17 protein-coding genes are annotated in these 19341 nt (G+C 60.3%); 10 read left to right on the plus strand and 7 right to left on the minus strand.

What is annotated here, in order from left to right; genetic code table 11:
* Nucleotides 1-55: 55 nt before the first annotated feature.
* Together queA and polA are read left to right on the plus strand one after the other, a co-directional pair.
* A complete protein-coding gene (queA, locus tag AC5S26_RS14760; protein WP_494185667.1) occupies nt 56-1162 on the plus strand; it encodes a tRNA preQ1(34) S-adenosylmethionine ribosyltransferase-isomerase QueA in 1107 nt (368 codons plus the stop codon).
* A 39-nt stretch (nt 1163-1201) separates the two neighbouring features.
* Entirely contained in the window at nt 1202-4204 is a 3003-nt protein-coding gene (polA, locus tag AC5S26_RS14765; protein ID WP_494185668.1) for a DNA polymerase I, read from the plus strand.
* Between the two features lie 4 nt (nt 4205-4208).
* Here polA and AC5S26_RS14770 read toward each other — a convergent pair whose 3' ends face one another.
* Nucleotides 4209-5546, minus strand: coding sequence for a GGDEF domain-containing protein (locus AC5S26_RS14770; RefSeq protein ID WP_494185669.1), 1338 nt, complete (start codon nt 5544-5546; stop codon nt 4209-4211).
* A 236-nt stretch (nt 5547-5782) separates the two neighbouring features.
* Between AC5S26_RS14770 and AC5S26_RS14775 the strand changes: the two genes are divergently transcribed.
* Entirely contained in the window at nt 5783-6532 is a 750-nt protein-coding gene (locus tag AC5S26_RS14775) for a tetratricopeptide repeat protein (protein ID WP_494185670.1), read from the plus strand.
* Between the two features lie 4 nt (nt 6533-6536).
* On the opposite strand, the gene AC5S26_RS14780 is transcribed toward AC5S26_RS14775, so the two are convergent.
* The gene (locus tag AC5S26_RS14780) at nt 6537-7742 is read right to left on the minus strand and encodes a potassium channel family protein (protein ID WP_494185671.1); all 1206 of its coding nucleotides are present in this window, start codon (nt 7740-7742) and stop codon (nt 6537-6539) included.
* A 208-nt stretch (nt 7743-7950) separates the two neighbouring features.
* Between AC5S26_RS14780 and AC5S26_RS14785 the strand changes: the two genes are divergently transcribed.
* The 7 genes from AC5S26_RS14785 (at nt 7951) to AC5S26_RS14815 (ending at nt 15349) form a co-directional block, all read left to right on the plus strand.
* Complete coding sequence (locus AC5S26_RS14785) at nt 7951-8334, plus strand: response regulator (RefSeq protein ID WP_494185672.1); 384 nt, start codon at nt 7951-7953, stop codon at nt 8332-8334.
* Between the two features lie 15 nt (nt 8335-8349).
* Nucleotides 8350-8574: a DUF2905 domain-containing protein gene (locus tag AC5S26_RS14790; protein WP_494185673.1), complete on the plus strand. Its 225-nt coding sequence runs from the start codon at nt 8350-8352 to the stop codon at nt 8572-8574.
* 103 nt (nt 8575-8677) lie between these two features.
* The gene (gene xseA, locus AC5S26_RS14795) at nt 8678-10225 is read left to right on the plus strand and encodes an exodeoxyribonuclease VII large subunit (protein WP_494185674.1); all 1548 of its coding nucleotides are present in this window, start codon (nt 8678-8680) and stop codon (nt 10223-10225) included.
* Entirely contained in the window at nt 10225-11598 is a 1374-nt protein-coding gene (gene glmM / locus AC5S26_RS14800) for a phosphoglucosamine mutase (RefSeq protein ID WP_494185675.1), read from the plus strand. Before xseA ends, glmM begins: the two co-directional genes overlap by 1 nt.
* Before the next feature lie 135 nt (nt 11599-11733).
* Nucleotides 11734-13641 carry a hypothetical protein gene (locus AC5S26_RS14805; protein WP_494185676.1) on the plus strand — a complete coding sequence of 636 codons (1908 nt, stop codon included), beginning with the start codon at nt 11734-11736 and terminating at the stop codon, nt 13639-13641.
* Between the two features lie 68 nt (nt 13642-13709).
* Complete coding sequence (locus AC5S26_RS14810; RefSeq protein WP_494185677.1) at nt 13710-14141, plus strand: hypothetical protein; 432 nt, start codon at nt 13710-13712, stop codon at nt 14139-14141.
* A gap of 5 nt (nt 14142-14146) precedes the next feature.
* Nucleotides 14147-15349 (plus strand): lactonase family protein, encoded by a 1203-nt coding sequence (locus AC5S26_RS14815; protein WP_494185678.1) that lies wholly within the window; start codon nt 14147-14149, stop codon nt 15347-15349.
* Nucleotides 15350-15447: 98 nt separating this feature from the next.
* Here AC5S26_RS14815 and AC5S26_RS14820 read toward each other — a convergent pair whose 3' ends face one another.
* The 5 genes from AC5S26_RS14820 to AC5S26_RS14840 all read right to left on the minus strand — a co-directional run bounded on the left by AC5S26_RS14820 (nt 15448) and on the right by AC5S26_RS14840 (nt 19333).
* The gene (locus AC5S26_RS14820; protein WP_494185679.1) at nt 15448-16488 is read right to left on the minus strand and encodes an NAD(P)-dependent alcohol dehydrogenase; all 1041 of its coding nucleotides are present in this window, start codon (nt 16486-16488) and stop codon (nt 15448-15450) included.
* A 135-nt stretch (nt 16489-16623) separates the two neighbouring features.
* Nucleotides 16624-17169: an adenine phosphoribosyltransferase gene (locus tag AC5S26_RS14825; protein ID WP_494185680.1), complete on the minus strand. Its 546-nt coding sequence runs from the start codon at nt 17167-17169 to the stop codon at nt 16624-16626.
* Nucleotides 17170-17176: 7 nt separating this feature from the next.
* Entirely contained in the window at nt 17177-17530 is a 354-nt protein-coding gene (locus tag AC5S26_RS14830) for an acylphosphatase (RefSeq protein WP_494185681.1), read from the minus strand.
* Between the two features lie 36 nt (nt 17531-17566).
* A complete protein-coding gene (gene efp / locus AC5S26_RS14835) occupies nt 17567-18127 on the minus strand; it encodes an elongation factor P (RefSeq protein WP_494185682.1) in 561 nt (186 codons plus the stop codon).
* Nucleotides 18128-18253: 126 nt separating this feature from the next.
* The gene (locus AC5S26_RS14840) at nt 18254-19333 is read right to left on the minus strand and encodes a nuclease (RefSeq protein ID WP_494185683.1); all 1080 of its coding nucleotides are present in this window, start codon (nt 19331-19333) and stop codon (nt 18254-18256) included.
* Nucleotides 19334-19341 lie beyond the last annotated feature (8 nt).

Below are 19341 nucleotides of genomic sequence, written 5' to 3' on the forward strand. Positions count from 1 at the left end.
GGCGGTTGCAAAGCATTCGGAATCCACACCCCGTCTACAAACTAAAATCACTGGAGTGCGCGTATCCGACTTTCATTTCGATCTTCCGGAAGAGTTGATCGCCCAGTCTCCGCCTCCCGTGCGTGGCTCCAGCCGCATGCTCGTCCTTAACCGCGCTGCCGGCGAGTATCGTGACGACTTCTTCCGCAACTTGCCGCAGCTCCTCCATCCCGGAGACCTGCTCATCCTCAACGACAGCCGCGTCATTCCCGCGCGTCTCTATGCAACGCGTGTTCGCGGCCCGCATACGCAGGCCAGCTCGCCTGATCCGACTGGTCGCATTGAAGTTCTTCTGACCCAGCAGCTCAACGAGCACGAGTGGACCGCCCTGGTGCGTCCCGGCCGCAAGATACAGCCGGGCGAACGCCTGCACTTCGCAGCAGGGAACGACGCTACGCCTCTTCTCGAAGCCGAGGTCATAGCTGCTGCCGATTTCGGAGAGCGCACCCTGCGCTTTGCCCCCACATCCGAATTCCGCGCCATTCTTGATCGCATCGGCCATATGCCGCTGCCGCCTTATATCCACCGCAGCGATACCGAAGAGGATCGCGACCGCTACCAGACGGTTTTCTCCCACGAGCCAGGCTCTGCCGCAGCTCCCACCGCAGGCCTCCACTTCACCCCGGGGATCCTCGACCAGCTTCGTGCACGCGGCGTCCAGATTGAGACAGTCACGCTTCACGTGGGCCTGGGCACCTTTCAGCCGGTCCGTGCCGAGCGCGTCGAAGACATTCGTCTCCACTCCGAGCACTACACCCTTCCTGCTGCAACCGCCGATGCCATCAATGCGGCCCTGCGCGAGAAGCGTCGCATTATCGCTGCGGGAACCACGACCACGCGTACGCTTGAGCACTGCGCGCATATCGCGTCTGCCGACGCGTTTGAACCGCACGCCGGTCTTCGCCTGCATCCGCATTCGGGCGAGACCAGCATCTTCATCAGCCCCGGCTATCCGTTCCGCGTCGTCAGTGGACTGCTGACCAACTTTCACCTTCCTGAATCCACGCTGCTGATGCTGGTCAGCGCCTTCGCGGGAAGGGAAAAGGTGCTGGCGGCTTACCAGCACGCCGTCCGCGAGAGCTACCGTTTCTTCTCGTACGGTGATTGCATGCTGATCCTCTAGCGAACAAGTATTCAGCCAACGCGCTACCATCGAAAGGCTATGGCAAAGACGCCCACCAAGTCCGCTGAAACGAAGTCCACCGCGCCCAAGGCGAAGAAGCCACCCATCTACCTGCTCGACTCGATGGCTTTTATCTTTCGCGCCTATCACGCCATGCAGCGTTCGCGGCCTATGTCCACGCGCACCGGTATTCCTACAGCGGCGACTTATGTCTTCGTCAACATGATTAACAAGCTGCGTAAGGACTTCCAGCCTGAGTACCTTGCCGCCGTCTACGACGTGGGCGCTCCCGTCCATCGCAACGAGATGGCTGCGCAGATGAAGGACGTCAAGAAGTTCAACATCAAGACACAGCAGTTCGAGATCACCGAGTACGGCGGCTATAAGGCCAACCGTACCGAGACCCCGCCCGACCTCATCCAGCAGCAGCCCTACATCCGGCGCGCACTCGAAGCCTTCCGCATCCCCATCCTCTACTACGAGGGGTTCGAGGCCGACGATGTCATCGGCACGCTCTCCTGCAAGCTGGCTGCACTCGGCCACCATGTCTATGTCGTCTCGTCCGACAAGGACATGATGCAGCTCGTCAACGAAGATGTTTCGATTCTGAACCCCACCAAGGACAACCTTATCCTCGATCCCGCCGGCGTTGAGGCTGCTCTTGGCGTTCCTCCTGAGCGCGTGATCGATGTGATGGCACTGCGTGGCGACTCCATCGACAACATCCCCGGCGCGCCCGGCATTGGCGACAAGGGCTCGGTCGAGCTCATCCAGCAGTTTGGCACGGTCGAGGGCGCAATCGATGCCGCAACCGCCTCCCCCGACAGCATCAAGCGCAAGACCTATCGTGAATCGCTCGCCAACAATCGCGATAACATCCTGCTCTCGAAAGATCTGGTCACCATTCATACCTCGGTGCCGATCGAGTATTCGCTCGACGACATGCGCACGCAGGCGCCTGATCTCGCTGCCTGCCGCGATCTCTTCTCCGAGCTCGAGTTTACGACTCTCCTCAAGGAGCTGGCGCCCGCTCCCGACAATACCGTTATCACCTACGAGCTCAAACCCACCGCGGTCCAGCTCAAGCACCTTCTCGACGAGGCGCGCTCCCTCAATCCTGAAACCAAACTTCCCAACGGCCTCGCCATCGCAATCTTCGAAGACGCGCAGGCCATCGCCGAAGAGGTGGCAGCGGAACCCTCTGAAGAAAGTGGTGAGCCTGAGCCGCCCCCGGCCGAGAACATGTCCCTGTTCGGAGTGTCCTCGGTTCTGCAGGAACCGGAGGCCGCACCTGCGAAACCAGCAGAAGATCCAGGCTGCAGACTCGGACTTGCAGTCAACGACCAGTTCGCCATCGAGGTCTCACTCGACGAACCGGGCATAAAAGAGGCGCTTGCCGATGCCTCGCTGCCGAAAGATGTTCACGATCTGAAAGCTGTTCTCCGTGCTTTGGAAACGCACAATCTTCAGCTTGACGGCGTTCGCAACGATGTCATGCTTCTGAGCTACCTCATCAATCCCACGCACGGATCCCACACGCTTCCTGATATCGCCGCCCGCAGCACCAGCCGCGCGCTCGTCCATCAGCCGACGAAGGAAAATCCTGCGGACCCGAAGCGTCTCCCCGAGGCCGCAGCTGCGATCGTTCGCCTGGTTACGACACTCGCCAAACAGGTCACGGACTATGCCCCCGTCGCGCACAATATTCTCGCCGATGATCCCGCGCTGGGCGGCGCGGTGACAACCGAGATGCTCTTCGCCGATCAGCCGAAGACAGGGAGCAAGGAGCAGGGAACACAGAGCAAATCGGTCTCGCCTCTCCTTCATGTCTACGAGACCATCGACAAGCCCCTGGTTCCCGTTCTCCTGCGTATGGAGCAGACCGGAGTCCGCATCGATCCCGGCTTCCTCCGCGAGATGTCCACCCGGCTTGCCGTCGAAATCGACAACCTTGCCGAGAAGATCTACAGCGACTCCGGCCACCGCTTCAATATCAACTCTCCCAAGCAGCTCGGCGATGTCCTCTTCAACAGGATGCTGCTGCCCAAGCCCATGAAGTATGGCAAAGGCAAGGTCGTCTCCACTGCGCAGGACGTCCTCGAAGAGCTAGCCGAGAGTCACCCCATCGCCGCTCTGGTCATCGAGCACCGACAGCTCCAGAAGCTCAAGGGCACCTATCTGGACGCATTGCCGGTGCTGGCCGACTCCGAAGGCCGCATCCATACCACCTTCAATCAGGTGGGCACGGCGACCGGGCGTCTCTCGAGCACTAATCCGAATCTTCAGAACATCCCCATCCGCACTGCCGTAGGCCGCGAGATTCGCGCCGCCTTCATTCCCGCGAAGGGCAACGTGCTCATGTCCGCTGACTACTCGCAGATCGAGCTGCGTCTCATGGCCCACTTCTCGCAGGATCCCCTGCTGCTGGACGCCTACCGCACCGGCAAGGACATTCATACCCTTACCGCCTCCGAAGTCTTCGAAGTCGATGCCGCGACGATGGACAAGGAGACCCGCAATCGTGCCAAGGCCGTCAACTTCGGCATCGTCTACGGCATCTCGCCCTTCGGTCTTGCCGCCCAGCTCGGTATCGACCAGAAGACCGCGCGCGAGTACATCGAGCGCTACTTCGAACGTTATAAGGGCGTGCAGAGTTTCATCGAGGAGATCCTGGCTACTGTCCGGCGCGAGCAGGCCGTGCGTACCTTCTTCGGGCGCGCCCGTCCTATTCCCGACATTCAGTCCCGCAATCCCAACATGCGCGGCTTCGCCGAGCGCACAGCCGTCAATACACCGCTCCAGGGCACTGCCGCCGACCTTATCAAACTCGCCATGCTACGCATTGACTCCGAGCTGACCCGTCGCAGGCTTCGCTCCCGAATGACCCTGCAGGTCCACGACGAGCTTCTCTTCGACGTCGTTCCGGAAGAGGAAAAAGAGATGGAGACCCTCGTGAAGCACGAGATGGAGCACGTGGCGGAGTTTTCGGTTCCCATCGTCGTCGAGGTCGGCACAGGGAGGAACTGGCGCGACCTGAAATAGAGGTCTAGCTAAAGCCCACCCAGGCATTTTGCGGCGCGGCGCAGACCCGGTTACGGCCATCCGACTTGGCCTGGTATAACGCCCGGTCCGCGGCCTCCAGCAACCACTCCTGCTTGTCTTGCGTCGTTGGGTAAGCAGTTGCGACTCCGCAGCTTACTGTCGCCCGAATGCTCTGATCGTAGGGTCCCTGCGCGGGGTCAAGCGCTGGAAAACCCGCCAGCTCGACCATCTTGCGCAGGCGCTCTGCTACCTGGACCGCTGCCGTCTCGTAGGTGCCCGGCAGCAGGATGACAAACTCCTCGCCGCCAAATCGCGCCGCAAAATCATCTTTCACACGCAGGGCCTGCTGCAGCAGCGAACCAATCCGTTTGAGCACCTCATCGCCGTACAAATGGCCGTAGCGGTCATTTAGCTGCTTGAAATAGTCCACGTCGACGACGACGAGGGACAAGGCAGTCCCCGTGACCATGGCTCTCTTCCAGAGCTCGGAGTACTGGGTGTCGAAAGAATGTCGATTCGCGAGTCCGGTCAGGGCATCGCTCTCCGACCGTCGCAGCAGCTGGGCATTCAATCGGTTGAGATCCGTCACCAGAAGCTCGCCGCGTAGGTGCAGAAGGTAGTTCAGCCGCTCTTCCCGGCAGGCGCTATAGTTCGCAACCAGGGTGATCGCAGTGGCACCAATCGCCAGGCCCAACCCAAAGATCTTGTCCCCGGGCTGGAGCATCTGGTCCTTCAAGAGATACAGTGCATCCCCACCGAGCATCACCACGGAGGTTGCGATTGCATAGGGAAGCCTCAATCGCATCACGATGTTCGTGAACAGGATGACCGCCAGGACTGCCATCTGGACATAAGCAGATGCCACGCGGCTGCGATTCGATTCCAGGTAGAGCTGCGTTAAACCGGCCAGGCAAGCCGCCACCGCGATGCTTGACTCGCGAAAGACCTTCTCCAGGCGACGCAGCATGCTCGCATTGACCAACAGGCATACCGGGGTTACGACCAGCAGCCGGATGATAAAAGCCCGCCGAAACTGTTGGGGCGCGCCGTAGTAGTCCGCAATCAGAAACAGATCGAACAGGATGATCGCGATCAGGCCTTCGAGCCACAGGCGTCTTGACCTGCGCTCCATGGTTTCCTGCTCGAAGCGGCCCTCCAGCTCCCCTGGAAATGAGAGCCATTGAAAACGCAGCCCGGATAGCTTGCTGATCTGCCGGTTGACGATCTCGATCTGGATGGGCGGGCTTATCGACATAATGAATCGTTGCGCCTGACTACTATCGGCGTTCTTTTTCTTCTCCTTCGACCGTCTGCGGGCACGGCAGAGTACATAAGTGCTCATCTGCAATACATTGGACGCCTGAAATGCGTTGGACGCCTGAGCCGGATCTGTTTCTCCAGAAAGTCATTGTTTTGAATGGATGCAGTTTCACACCGAATTGTCTTTTTAGCAAAAAAACCTGTTCTGGGCCATTGTGGGTGGGAGACACCTCCTTCGACTGATAAACTGAAGCTTCGCACTGAGCATGTCGCGCCGGTGTGGAACTCTCTGCAGTAACTAAAGGAAGATTCAAACTCGTGGACCAACAGACTCGCCAAGCTCTCAAGCACGACCAGTTCGTCGACACCACACAGCACGGCCTCGAATGGGCCACCGAGAACCGACGTTCCCTGATCCTGGTCGGCTCCATCGTCGCTGCTCTCATCGTCATCCTTGCTATTGGCGCTCTTATCTTCAACCATCGCAGCGAACAAGCCAATAACGCCTTTGGGGAGGCTATGCAGTCGTATCAAACCCCGCTTGCCGCTCCCGGCCAGCAGGTGCCTCCAGGTGTGAAGACCTTCCCCTCGGCTGCCGAGCGCGCCAAGGTCGCCAATCAACTCTTCGTCAAGGTTGCCGACGGCTATGGCATGACCCCAGCTGGCAAACTGGCGCGTTACTTCGCTGGCTTGACCTACATCGAGGCCGGGCAGAATGCCCAGGGCGAAAGCACGTTGAAGCAGGTTGCCGGTGGCTGGAACAGCGATCTCTCTTCTCTGGCCAAACTGGCGCTCGCCCAGCTCTACCGTCAAACCGGCAAGGACCCACAGGCTATCGAGGTCTACAACGATCTGACGGCTCATCCCAGCTCCGCCGTCCCCGCGGGAACCGCCCAGCTCCAGCTCGCCGACCTGTACGAAGCGGAGAACAAGCCTGAGATGGCAAAGAAGATCTACGCACAGCTAAAGGATAAGGACGCCAAAGGCGCTGCCGGTATGATCGCCGCGCAGAAGTTGAACCCGGCTCCTGCAGGTGCGGGTGCGGGCGCTCCTATCGCCGCGCAGTAGACCTTTAGTGGTTGTGTTCGTCGTGGAGAAGGGCCGCAGCGGCGGCGCGGCCCGCAACTACCCCTCCCGATCGTCCTGCTTCTGCCTCCGAACGAATCTTCGAGAGCAGCCGCCACTGATCTTTCTCCTTCACCACGGGAACCCACGCTGGAAGCGGCATTCTCAGATAATCCGAGAACGCGCCGGCATGCGGCTCGTATAACCCGCGAATGGTGTGCAGGCGATCCGCCGAAGCCTGATCCCCGCAGAGCCGAAGCCTGACTTCACCCAGAACATCACAGAGCCGATCGAAATCCTTCTTCGGAAGCCGCTCCCTGCCTGCCTGATCCGCCCATACCTTCTGCTCCTGGATATGGAAGACGTTGCCAAGGTCGATCAGGGCATGCCGTGCCATCACAAACGTCAACTGCGCCTGCCTAGAAGCGGGGCCCTCGAGCACCGAGATAAGCAAAGCGCACGTATCCAGAATGGAGATCAGGGCCGATAGCCAGCTCTGGTTATCGTGCTGCGACCGGTAGTAGCACAGGATCGGATAGGAGATGTGCGACTCCAGCAGCTCCGCCGACCACCGCTCCCATTCCTCCAACAGGTCGATCAGGGCTTCTTCTCCGCCGTCGAAGCCATGCCTTCGCAGCAGCTCTGCCGCGGTTGGAGGGGACCCGGCCCGAGCATCCAGCAATGCAATGCTTACCTCCCGGCGCGAGAAGGATTGATAGAGCACCGGCAGATAGCCGATGACCAGGGCCACAAAGCCCAGGCCCACGCCGGACTCGCAGATGATCAGCGTTCGGGCTCCCATGCTGTGGGGGACCACGTCTCCCAATCCCAGCGTGAACATCGTTGTGCCGCTTACATAAAGAGCGGTGCGAAACTTCGAGAGCCCCGCCGCGCTCTGCACGCCCATTACATCGGTAAAGGGCGTTCCCAGGGCGAAGTAGAAGAGGGCGAATCCCAGAATCAGAAGCATCGCCCACAGAAGCAGGAGAAGGATCAGGGAGAGCGGACCGTAGAAGCTGTAGATCTGCTCCCGCGTCCTGGTGGAGCGGATTCGGTCCGTGAAGATCTTCCATGGCTGCCAGGTCGCGATCAGGAACAGTCGCGTGATGCGAAACCTTCCCGTGGCTCTGCGGGGCAGAATAATCGTCTGGAAAGCGTCCAGGAAGACTGCGGAACAGCAGACGGACCCGGCAATGAGTGCAAGAATCTGCAAGGTTAAATTATCCCTTCGGGTTGATCATGGCAGTCTTTCGCCACCTTAGCAGAGCTGCTCGATCTTCGCCATTTCAGCGCCTGTCTTTAGAGTTTTTTCGACTATTCATTCGACATTTCCCACATTCCGGGCTAATCTGATCGGCAAGTCAGGGCCAGTCTGGTATGCGAAGTGCTCATCCTTAACCGTGTTCTTGAGATCGCACCCAATGGTATCCCCCTCCCAACGCGTTTTGATCGTCGATGACGATCGTCTCGTCGCCGACACCCTTAGCCTGATCTTCGCCAGAAGCGGCTTTGCCGCCAATGCACGTTACTCGGCAGACGAAGCCCTCGAATGTGCGCGGGAGTTTCCTCCTGATCTGCTGCTCTGCGATATCTCCATGCCGGACCGTGACGGAATTGCCTTGGTGGATGACATCCACCGGGAATTGCCATCCTGCCGCATCCTGGTGCTGACAGGCTTTTATGGGAATCTCTATCGCGTCAGGGAGCACACGAAGAAACTGGCCCGGAACGTGGGAATTCTCACCAAACCTTGCCAGCCTGACGATCTCCTTCGCGAAGCGAATGCAATGCTCGCCATGGCTTAGAAATGAGCCGGTCCTATGCATGATCTAGGACGCATCTTCATCGCGCTTGGCCTTCTTCTCGTCGTGATTGGCGTTATTTTTCTTGCATTTACGAGGATGAACGTCCCCTTGGGCCGGTTGCCCGGTGATTTCTCGTGGAAGGGCCGCGGCTGGGCGGTCTCCTTTCCCCTCGCCAGCTCCATCGTGATCAGCGTGGTCCTCAGCCTGCTCCTCTGGGCAATCAGCCACTTTCGCCGTTAGAAGTTTTTTCCGCTGGATCATGCTTTTCTTCTCCAGCAGAGCCGTTTCCACCATGGCCTGGCCCTGACTTTACCCTGTCACCGCCTGCTAGACTTTGCTTTGTATGTCTATTCGGGAGCAGAATCCGCCCACCCTCGCCAGCCTTCGCGCTGGCCGGGAGAGAGCCCGCTCCTCGCGATCCCAGCGCATCCCGGATTCTTCTGAAACGCAGCCTGGCCTCCTCTTCGGCTCGGACAATCCTCCCGCGCGTGAGGCTCCACCCCCGCCACCTGTGGTCCAGCCACCCGCACGGGCTCCGCTTGTCGAGCGCCGCATCTGGACCGTAGCCGACCTGGTCGGCAGTATCCGCCAGCAGATCGAGACGACCCATGCAGACCTCTGGGTCGAAGGCGAGATCTCCAACTGCCGCCCCGCTCCCTCGGGCCACATTTATTTCACGCTCAAGGACGCTGATGCCCAGCTCCCGGTCGTCCTCTTCCGCCGTCAGGCGCAGCTCCTTCGTTTCCGGCCCTCCGATGGTCTTGCCGTTCTCGTTCGCGGACGCATCTCCGTATACGAGTCGCGCGGCCAACTCCAGCTCATCGCCGAGACTATGGAGCCTCGCGGCGCCGGGTCTCTACAACTTGCTTTCGAGCAGCTGAAGGCCAGGCTTCTTGCGGAAGGTCTCTTCGACGCGTCGAAGAAGCGCTCCTTACCTGCTTTCCCGCGTTGCGTGGGCATTGTGACCTCGCCTGCCGGAGCCGTTATCCGCGACATCGTCACCGTTGTGCGCCGCCGCCACGCGCGGCTGAACCTGCTGGTCTATCCCGCGGTCATGCAGGGCGCCTCCAGCCCGGGCTCGGTTGCGGCTGGAATCCGCTGGTTCAACCGCAATCCCTCGCTCGTCGACCTCATCGTCATCGCCCGCGGCGGAGGCTCCATGGAGGACCTCGCCTGCTTCAACGACGAGGCGCTGGCCCGTGTCATCGCCGCCTCTGAGCTTCCCGTCGTCTCCGCCATCGGGCACGAGACCGACTTCACCATCGCGGACTTCGTCGCCGACCTTCGCGCCGCTACTCCGTCCGCCGCCGCCGAACTCATCACTACCGCCCAGCACCGCATCGAAGAGCGCGTTGATGCGCTCTCCTTGCGGGTTCGCCGCGCCATCCGGCTTCACCTGCTCGAGAGTCGTCAGCGCTACGCCCGCCTGTCTGCTCCGTCTGTCCTGCGGCGTCTCTTCGACTCCATCAATCGACGTGGCCAGCGTGTCGACGAGCTGGCCTTGCGACTTGACCGCGCCTCATCGCGGCAACTCCGTGTTCGTAGCGAACGGCTTCGCCTTCTCGATCAGCGCCTTCGCCGGCAGGATGTCGGCCTTCGCCTGGCTGCGTCCCATCGCCGCATCGAACGCGCCACCGTACGGCTTGACCGCATCGTCACCGAGACGCTCTCCCTTCGCCGCGCCCGTCTGCACGCTGCCGCCGCGCGTCTTCAGGCGCTCTCGCCTTTAAACGTTCTCGCTCGCGGCTACGCTCTTGTCTATACCGAACAGGGAACGCTCCTCCGATCCGCAGAGGAAACCGCGACGGGGCAAAGGATTCGCGCACGTCTCGCATCAGGAACTCTTTCAGCCCAGGTCATCACGACCGATTCAATGGAGAACAGCAAGTGATGAAGAAGCTCTTTGGAACCGACGGCATCCGCTCCGTCGCAGGGCAGTACCCACTGGACGCCCCCACCGTGCACGCTATCGGCCTTGCGCTGGCACACAAGCTTTCAGCGTCCTCTCCCTCCCCGCGCGTGCTGCTCGGTATGGATACCCGCGAATCCGGCCCCGCCATCGCGGCCCAGCTCACCGCAGGCCTCACCGCAGGCGGAGCCACAGTCGAGAGCGCCGGAATCATTACCACTCCAGCCATCGCTCATCTCACCCATACGCACGGCTTCGCCGCGGGCATCGTCATCTCAGCCTCGCACAATCCCTGGCAGGACAACGGCATCAAGGTCTTCGGCTCGGATGGCTACAAGCTGCCCGACGCCACGGAGCTCGCGATTGAAGAAGAGATCTTCAAACACCTGAATAACGCAGGTACTCCATCTTCAATGCGCGGCAATCAGGCGAAGGTGGATCTGGACGCCCCCGCCGTCAACGAGGCCGACCGCGCCGATTACATCCGCTTTCTGCTCGATGCCGTACCCGGTCTCTCGCTCGACAACCACCGCATCGTCATCGATTGCGCCAACGGAGCCGCCTCTGCCGTCGCGCCCGAACTTTTCTCTCAGCTGGGCGGCAGCGAGATCCTCATCACCCATGCCTCGCCCGATGGCCGCAACATCAACGAGCAGTGCGGCGCTCTGCATCCGGAGATCGTCGCCGCCCAGGTCCGTCATCACAAGGCATCCCTCGGCATCACCTTCGATGGCGACGCCGACCGCGCCCTCTTCGCCGACGAGCATGGCTGCGTCGTCAATGGCGATGCCGTTCTTCTGCTCGCCGCGCGCGATCTTCAGGCACGGGGTCTGCTGACCAACTCCACCGTCGTTGCCACCACCATGTCCAACATGGGGCTCGAAGCCGCGCTCAAGCGCAGCGGCATTCATATGCTTCGCGCTGCCGTCGGAGACAAGTACGTCCTCGAGCAGATGCTCTCCACCAACGCCGCGCTCGGTGGCGAACAGTCCGGACACATCATCTTCTCCGGCCGCTCCACCACCGGCGACGGCCTTCTTACCGCGCTGCTCCTGCTCGACGTCGTCCACCGCAGCGGCAAGACTCTCTCCGAGCTCATCGCCGACCTCAAGGTCTTCCCGCAGGTCATCGTCAACGTCGAAGTCCGTGAGAAGAAGCCCCTCGATGCGATCCCCGCAGTCGCCGCAGCCATTGCAGCGGCTGAGGCCGAGCTCGCCGACTCCGGCCGTGTAGTCATTCGCTACTCCGGAACCGAAGCCCTCGCTCGGGTCATGATCGAGGCCGAATCCGAGCCTATTATGCGTCATCACGCCGATACGATCGCCGACGCTATCCGGGCTGAACTCGGCCTCTAGTTCTTCTTCCGCAACCGTCCAGCTTGACGATATCCTTTGTCCGGTCGCAGAATAACCAAGCTCCCCCGGGCCTTCGGGCCCATCCAGTCACAAGCTACGCTTAGGCCCGCACGGAACTTCATCCTCGGAGGCCACATGCTCTGTGCCACCCGTTTCCTCAAGAACGTCCGTCAGATTCAATCCATCGCGCCCGAGGTCTTCGCCTCCAAGAAGCCCTCTGAGGGCTTCTCGAGCGTCGTGCCCTTCGATGTCCTCAACCGCTTCCACAAGATGTCCGACGCCGAGCTGAAGACCTACCCCGTTCTCCGCGACGCCCTCCATCAGCTCCGCAAAAAGAAGCCCGCGCCCGAGCCCTCCAGCGTTCGTCCCCGCGGCCTCATCTTCTCCGACGATCCCTTCAAAGGCACCATCTTCTTCGCCCAGATTAAGTTCCAGGTCGACGCCACCAACTTCCTCATGACCACGGACGACGAAATTGCCACCATGCAGCAATACGCTGCCGCCGCTCTGCCCGTCATCTCGCAGTACTGCGCCAAGTATGGGGAAAACTCCCTCACCATCTCACCCAAGGTTCTCCATCTCACCGTCAACACCCCGCAGGGAAAATACGACGACGACGACCTCCAGGGCTGGATCCGCGGCCTTATGCTTACCACCGGCACGCCCGTTCGCAACACCTGCATCGTCGTCTTCAATCCCGGCGGCATGGTCAACACCGACGGCGACATCTCCCAGGGGACCCTCGGCTACCACGACAAGGTCAATGTCATCACCCCCCAGCAGCCCTTCCCTCAGGTCGTGCCCGCGCCCTACTGCTTCGTCAACGTTCCCGCCCAGACCGTCACTGTGGACGACCGCCTCGACCAGTACGCCGATACCCTGTCCCACGAGATCGCCGAGATGACCGTCGACCCCTACACCTCGTGGACCAATCCCGAGGTCTGCGATGCCTGCGCCGGGAACTGCAACAAAGACTGGCGCAGCTTCTTCTCCATTCCCCCCGGCGGCGGCTTCACCTATCTTCGCTCCGCCTCCGGAATTCCACCCTTGCCCTTCACCTACGACTTCTACACTGCCGCGATCGCCCAGACTGCCTACCCCGACAACTGTCCTTCCCCCGACTGGGGGTGCAACTACGCCCCTTCCACAAAACAGGGCGTCGGAGAACTTCTCTTCTACGAGCGGCCGACCGGTTACGCCGAGCTCTACTCCGTCGATGCCCAGGCCAACCTCGCCATTCAGACCGTCTACCCCGACTGGCGCGACACCTGGTCCCTCATCGTCCCCGGCCCCTACACCTCCAAGCCCGCTGGCAGCCGCAAAGACCTCCTCTTCTACACTCCCGGCCACGGAGAGTTCTACAAGACCGGCCTCATCGGCGACATGCACCAGTTCAGCGTCCACGATAACTGGCGCACCACCTGGTCTCAGATCGTTCCCGGCTCCTTCTCCGCCGCCAATGCCATGGACCTGCTCTTCTACGAGCCCTCCAGCGGCTTCGGCGAGTTCGACCACACCGACGGCAACGGCAATCTCAGCCTCATCATCAACGAGACCGGATGGGCAACAGACTGGCAGATCATCCTCCCCGGCAAGTTCTCCTCGAAGCCCACCACCGGCCTGCTCTTCTATTCGCCCTCCCGAGGCGTCGGCCAGATCTACGACATCGACGCCCATGGCATGTCCGAGCTCCAGACCTACACCAACTGGCGCAATACATGGACGATCATCGTCCCCGGCCACTTCTCCGACAGCGGCTACACCGACCTCCTCTTCTACTCCCCCTCCGAAGGCACCGGTGAGTTCTACTCCACCGACGGCCACGGCGGCATCAACCTCCTCAAGACCTACACCGACTGGCGCGGAAGCTGGACCATGATCCTCCCGGGCAAGTTTTCCAACAGCGGCTACACCGATCTGCTCTTCTACTCCCCCTCCGAAGGCACTGGCGAGTTCTACTCCACCGACGGCCACGGCGGCATCAACCTCCTCAAAACCCACACCGACTGGCGCGCCACCTGGTCCATCATCCTCAGTCTCTAAAGATTGAAGATTTTGGCCGAAACCAGGGTTAGGGAGATATGGGGGCGGTACTACGCTAAAATGCACTCATGTACGAAGACTTCAAAGTGACCGATCGCTGGACCGGCGAACAGCTCCACTGCCAGTGGAAGGGGACCATCGTCGCCATTGCCACGCGTCATGCCGATGCGACCGACATTCGCTTTTCGGTCAACAGCCGGCCCGTGTGGATCTCTCTTCCCAACGTCGCCTGGGTCGAGCAGAAACACCGCACCGGAAACGTCATCACCGACTACCTCGCTGCCCAGATCGCAGGCCGATACCTCAAGCAGGCGATCGAGTCTGGTTACGACAATGGCCGCGAGATGTACACCATGACCGTCGACGAAGTCCTCATGCATGCCGACGCGGTCGTTCGTGAGGTGGGACATACATCCAACCTCCCCAGTCTCCCCGTCATCAACGAAAACATTCGGGCTGAAGACGAGATGGGAATTCATCTTCCCGGCGAGCCGGCCTAGCTGCCATGATTACGCGCCGACGGTTCCTGCTGCTGTTTCCGGCCTATTCGGCCTCGGCTCAATATTTCACCTCACCCTTCCGCCGAAAGAAGCCTGTTCCTCCCGGTCCGGTTCGAGTCTTCATTGGAACCGACACCGCCAAAGGAGTGAGCAAAGGCATCTACCATTCCATCTTCAATGCGGCAAACGGCCAGCTCAGTGTTCCTATCCTCGCTGCCGAGACGCGTCGGCCCTCTTATCTTGCCCTCTCACCCCCTCGGGGTGGCCGCCAGTCTCTCTATGCGGTCAACGCCGTGCCTGATCCTTCGGCCACCGTGACGACCTTCGATCTCGATTCCAGGACAGGAACCCTCACCGAGAAGGGCAAGGTCACCTCCGCCGGCGCCGGTCCTGCCTATATCTCCGTAGATTCCACCTGCCACTCCGCCTTCGTCGCTAACTACGTCGGCGGAACCATCGCCTCCTATCTCATTCAGCCCGATGGCACCCTTTCGCAGCCGGTCGATACCTTCAACTACAACGAACCGAAGTTCGGCCATCATGGTCCCGTTGCGGGACGCCAGAACGGCCCCCACCCGCACTCCGTCTTCGTCTCACCCGACGATCGCTTTCTTATCGTCAACGACCTGGGAAACGATGCTCTCAGCGTCTTTCAGATCGACCCCACCACGGCAAAACTCACTCCTGCCACCCCATTACTTACCGGTGTTCGTCCCGGCTCCGGCCCTCGGCACATTGCCTTCCACCCCAATGGCCGCTGGATTTATCTGATCAACGAGCTCGACTCTACCCTTGACCATCTCCTCTGGACCACTACCCACTCCATCACCCATCCCCAGGGTCTTCTGGTCAATACCAACACCACGGTCAAGACGATTGCCCCTGATTTCCCCGGCGACAAGAACACCGCCTCCGAAGTGATGATCTCCCCGGATGGAAACTTCCTCTATGCCAGCAATCGAGGGGAAGACACGCTGGTCGTCTTTTCCATCGGCGACGATGGCGCACTCAAAGAGATCCAACGGATTCCCTGTGGAGGCAAAACCCCGCGTCACTTTACCTTCGACCTGACCTTCAACTGGATCCTCTGCGGCAACCAGGATTCGGCATGCATCACGGTCTTTCGCCGTGACCAGGGGAACGGAAAGCTTGCCGGTCCCGTCGAGACGGTCCCGGTCGATTCTCCCCTCTTCACGCTCTTCGCCTGAATTGCCGCAAAACTACATCGGGCCCGGAGAGCGTGTCCGCATCTCCGAGCCCGATCGTATTTCCGGATCCTGATAGGCCCTGTAGGCTATCCCGTTGCTTACAGAGTCTTCAGGTCCAGAACGAACCGATACTTTACATCGCTCTTCAGCACGCGCTCCCAGGCTTCGTTCACCTTGTCGAAGCTCGCCATCTCGATATCGGAGACGATGTTGTGCTCGCCGCAGAAATCCAGCATCTCCTGGGTCTCGCGGATTCCGCCGATCATCGAGCCTGAGAAGTTCTTTCTTCCCAGAACCGCAAACGCCGCGATTGCCAGTGGATTCCCCGGAGCTCCTACCAGGCAGAGAGTACCATCCCGCTTCAACAGCGAAAGGTAAGTGTTCATATCGTGGTCTGCGGAGACGCAGTCCAGGATGAAGTCGAAACTGCCCGCGTGTTTGGCCGCCCAGCCCTCTTCCTTCGTCAGGATGACTTCATCGGCGCCAAGCTTTTTCGCATCCTCGATCTTCGAAGCCGAGGTGGTAAACAAAACCGTCTTCGCTCCGAAAGCATGCGAAAACTTCAATCCCATGTGTCCCAGACCGCCCAGACCGACAATGCCGACCTTCTTACCGGGGCCGACCTTCCAGTGCTTCAACGGGGAATAGGTGGTGATACCGGCGCAGAGCAGGGGCGCAGTGGCAGCAGCATCCAGGTTCTTCGGGATCGACAGCACGAATCCCTCATCGACGACGATGTGGTTGCCGTAGCCACCGAAGGTCAGATTGCCGTCCTTGCCGCGCGAGTTGTACGTGTACACCGTCTGGCCCCGCTCGCAGTACTGCTGTTCGCTGTCCTTGCAGGATACGCACTCGCCGCAGGAATCCACCATGCAGCCCACGCCAACCAGGTCGCCTGCCTTGAACTTCTTTACCTTCGAGCCCACACGGGCTACGGTTCCGATCACCTCATGCCCGGGAACCATTGGGTATAACGAGTTTCCCCACTCATTCTTTGCCTGGTGAATATCCGAGTGACAGATGCCGCAGAACTGCACGTCGATCAGAACATCCTGTTCCCCCGGCTCGCGATGCTCATAGGCAAAGGGCGATACCGGTGTTGTCGCCGACTGTACGGCGTAACCATTTGTTGCAATCATTCGTTTCTCCAATTCCCGGAGGAATATCGGTTGGATGCGTCCATCTGCGCGAAAGACGCAGGTGCAACATACATGTAACAAAACGGAGGCAATTCTCCGTTTTGCTGTGCAGGCTCAGAATTTTTTTTATTCCCTTTATTCGTTGTAATGCAACAGGCTAAGCACGTCGTATTCCGGGAACTTCTCCCTGCCCTTCAGAAAATCCAGCTCGACTGCGAATCCCAGGCCGGCGATCACTCCGCCCATCTGGCGAACCAGTTGTACGGTCGCGGCCATGGTTCCTCCGGTGGCCAGCAGATCGTCGACGATGATGACACGCTGCCCCGGCTGGATCGCGTCCAGGTGAATCTCCAGCGAATCTGTGCCGTACTCCAGGTCATAGCTGACACGCGCCGTCGGGGCAGGCAGCTTCTTCGGCTTTCGCACCGGAACGAATCCCGCGTTCAAACGGTAAGCCAGCGCGGGGCCGAAGATAAACCCGCGTGCCTCGATACCCAGCACCAGGTCAATCTCCTTGCCGATGTAATAGGCTGCAAACGCGTCGATCAGCTGCGCGAAACCGGTCTTGTCCTTCAGCAGGGTTGTAATGTCATAGAACAGAATTCCCGGCTTGGGGAAGTCCGGCACGGTTCGTACGAGTGCTTTCAAGGGCTCGCAATTCATCAGGGTTGAGTTCGGCATTCTTCTCCTACCATGCTCCTTCAATCACAAACGGTCCAAGCTTTTCGTCTTCGCTTTGATCCAATTCCTCTTCAAGCACTGCATCCACGCGACTGCCGCGCGAACCCTTCCACAGCGCACTCTTCAACTCTGCCAGCACCTTCGGCTCACCCGAAGCGACCATCTCGACATGTCCGGTATCGGTGTTGCGAACCCATCCGCGCAGGCCAAGCTCAGCGGCCTCGCGATGCACAAACCAGCGAAACCCAACGCCTTGCACGCGGCCTTTTACGAGGTAGTAGCGCACCATGGAATCTTCAGTTTCGCAGAGCGTCCCAGCCCGCGCAAGCAGAGGTACAACAAAACAAAGAGGCAGAGCCATTAACTCTGCCTCCCCGCATAGAACTTTGCCCCGAACCTAAGCGCGGCTCATGTAGGCGCCTTCGGCCGTATCCACGCGAATCTTCTCGCCCTCGTTGATAAACGGAGGAACCTGCACCACCAGGCCTGTCTCCAGCTTGGCAGGCTTGGTGACCGAGGATGCGGTCGCCGACTTGATGCCCGGCTCCGTTTCCACCACCGTCATCTCGACTACGGTCGGAAGCTCGATGCCGACAGCCTTGCCGTCATGGAAGCTGACCGCGATGGTCAGATTCGGCAGCAGATAGTCCACGGCATCGCCCAGCGTCTCGCGCTTCAGGTGCGTCTGCTCGAAGGTCTCCATATCCATGAAGTAGTAATCGTCCCCGTCGTTGTACAGGAACTCCATCTTCACCTCATCCACGACCACGCGATCGATCGGGTCCGGCGAGCGAAAACGCTCTACAAACATTGCGCCCGTGCGGATGTTGCGCAGCTTTGCCTGGATGAAGGCACGGAGATTGCCCGGCGTCCGGTGCTCCACCGAAAACACGAGGTGAAGATCGTCCTTGAACTTGATAACCATGCCCGGGCGCATCTGCGTTGCGGGAATCGACATAGAAAAACCCCTGATCTTTCGCTGAAACTCAGCTTGTTTTGAGAGTTTTGCCGGAGGCGTGCCTGTATGGCAACCGAATCATCCGAACTCCCTTTATTGTATCGCAGGCCCCTTGGGAAGCCCGGTTCAGTGGCCTCCGAACAGCTTCTTGAAGAAGTGTCCGATTGCATGAAAGACATCCCCTGAAGATGGCGCAGGCGGTGGTGGCGGAGCTTCCGCTCTTCCCGCAACTGCTTCGGGCGTACCGGATGCAGCCGGCTTCTCGTTCTCTGCAGTCGCGGCAACCGCCTGTTTCGCTCCAGCATCCTGAGTGGAGCCCACGCTGGGATTCGTATCCGAAGCCGGTTCGCCATCCGCTGCCGTCGCCGCGCCGTTCGCTCCGTAGCTCAAGGTTGTCGAGACCTGCGCATGCACTGCGCCAGCAGGCGTCTGCGGAGGCCCGCTCACCGGAGCCAGTCCCGCGCTCTGTGCCGCCGGGAAGGGGTGCTGCTCGGCAGCGGCAGTCTTCGCCGCTACAACGCTTCCCGGCGCAGCCACTGTCGCGCCGGTAACTCCCGCATCCGCTACCGAGGTCACAGGCGCGGTAGGGCAGCCACACGGCTCGCTCTCGTTATCGACAACCTCTTTCAAGCTTCCGTGTTCGAACAGAACGTGCTGCCCCGGCCGAACCTCGTAGCTTGCTTCGCCAAACTGATCCGCCACATTCAGCACGGGCGCAGCCGCCCCGCGATTCTCAACGCAGGTATCTCCATTGCGTGCCACCCGCATTCGCAGATCCAGCGTTCCCGCCGACTTGATCGTGAAGCGCAGATCGGGTGTCATGACCACATCGCTGGTCGTGATCCGCGTCGCCATCTCAATTGCGCCGCGATCGAGCGCAAGCATCAAGGGAGCGTCCACCGCACCTTTGCCTGCCGTCAGGTGCAGTCCGCTGGTCGAGCACACCCGCACCATCCCGCCACGTTGCAGCGCCACCTCGGCGGTGTGATCCCGTGCCGTAACTGTCGAGGCGCCCACCAGAACGGCGCGTCCGTTCGACACCTCAAGCGCACCCGCGACCGAAGCATCCGCCAGTCCGACCGAGCCGATCGGCTGCTGCGCCATACAGCGCTTTGATGTTCCACCGATCGACAGGACGCATATCGTCGCCCAGGCCGCATAACCGGAAAAGGCCGTCATTCTGAGTGCAGCGAAGAATCCCCGCATTTGTCTTT

Source organism: Edaphobacter sp. FHG110511_03, from assembly GCF_059115365.1.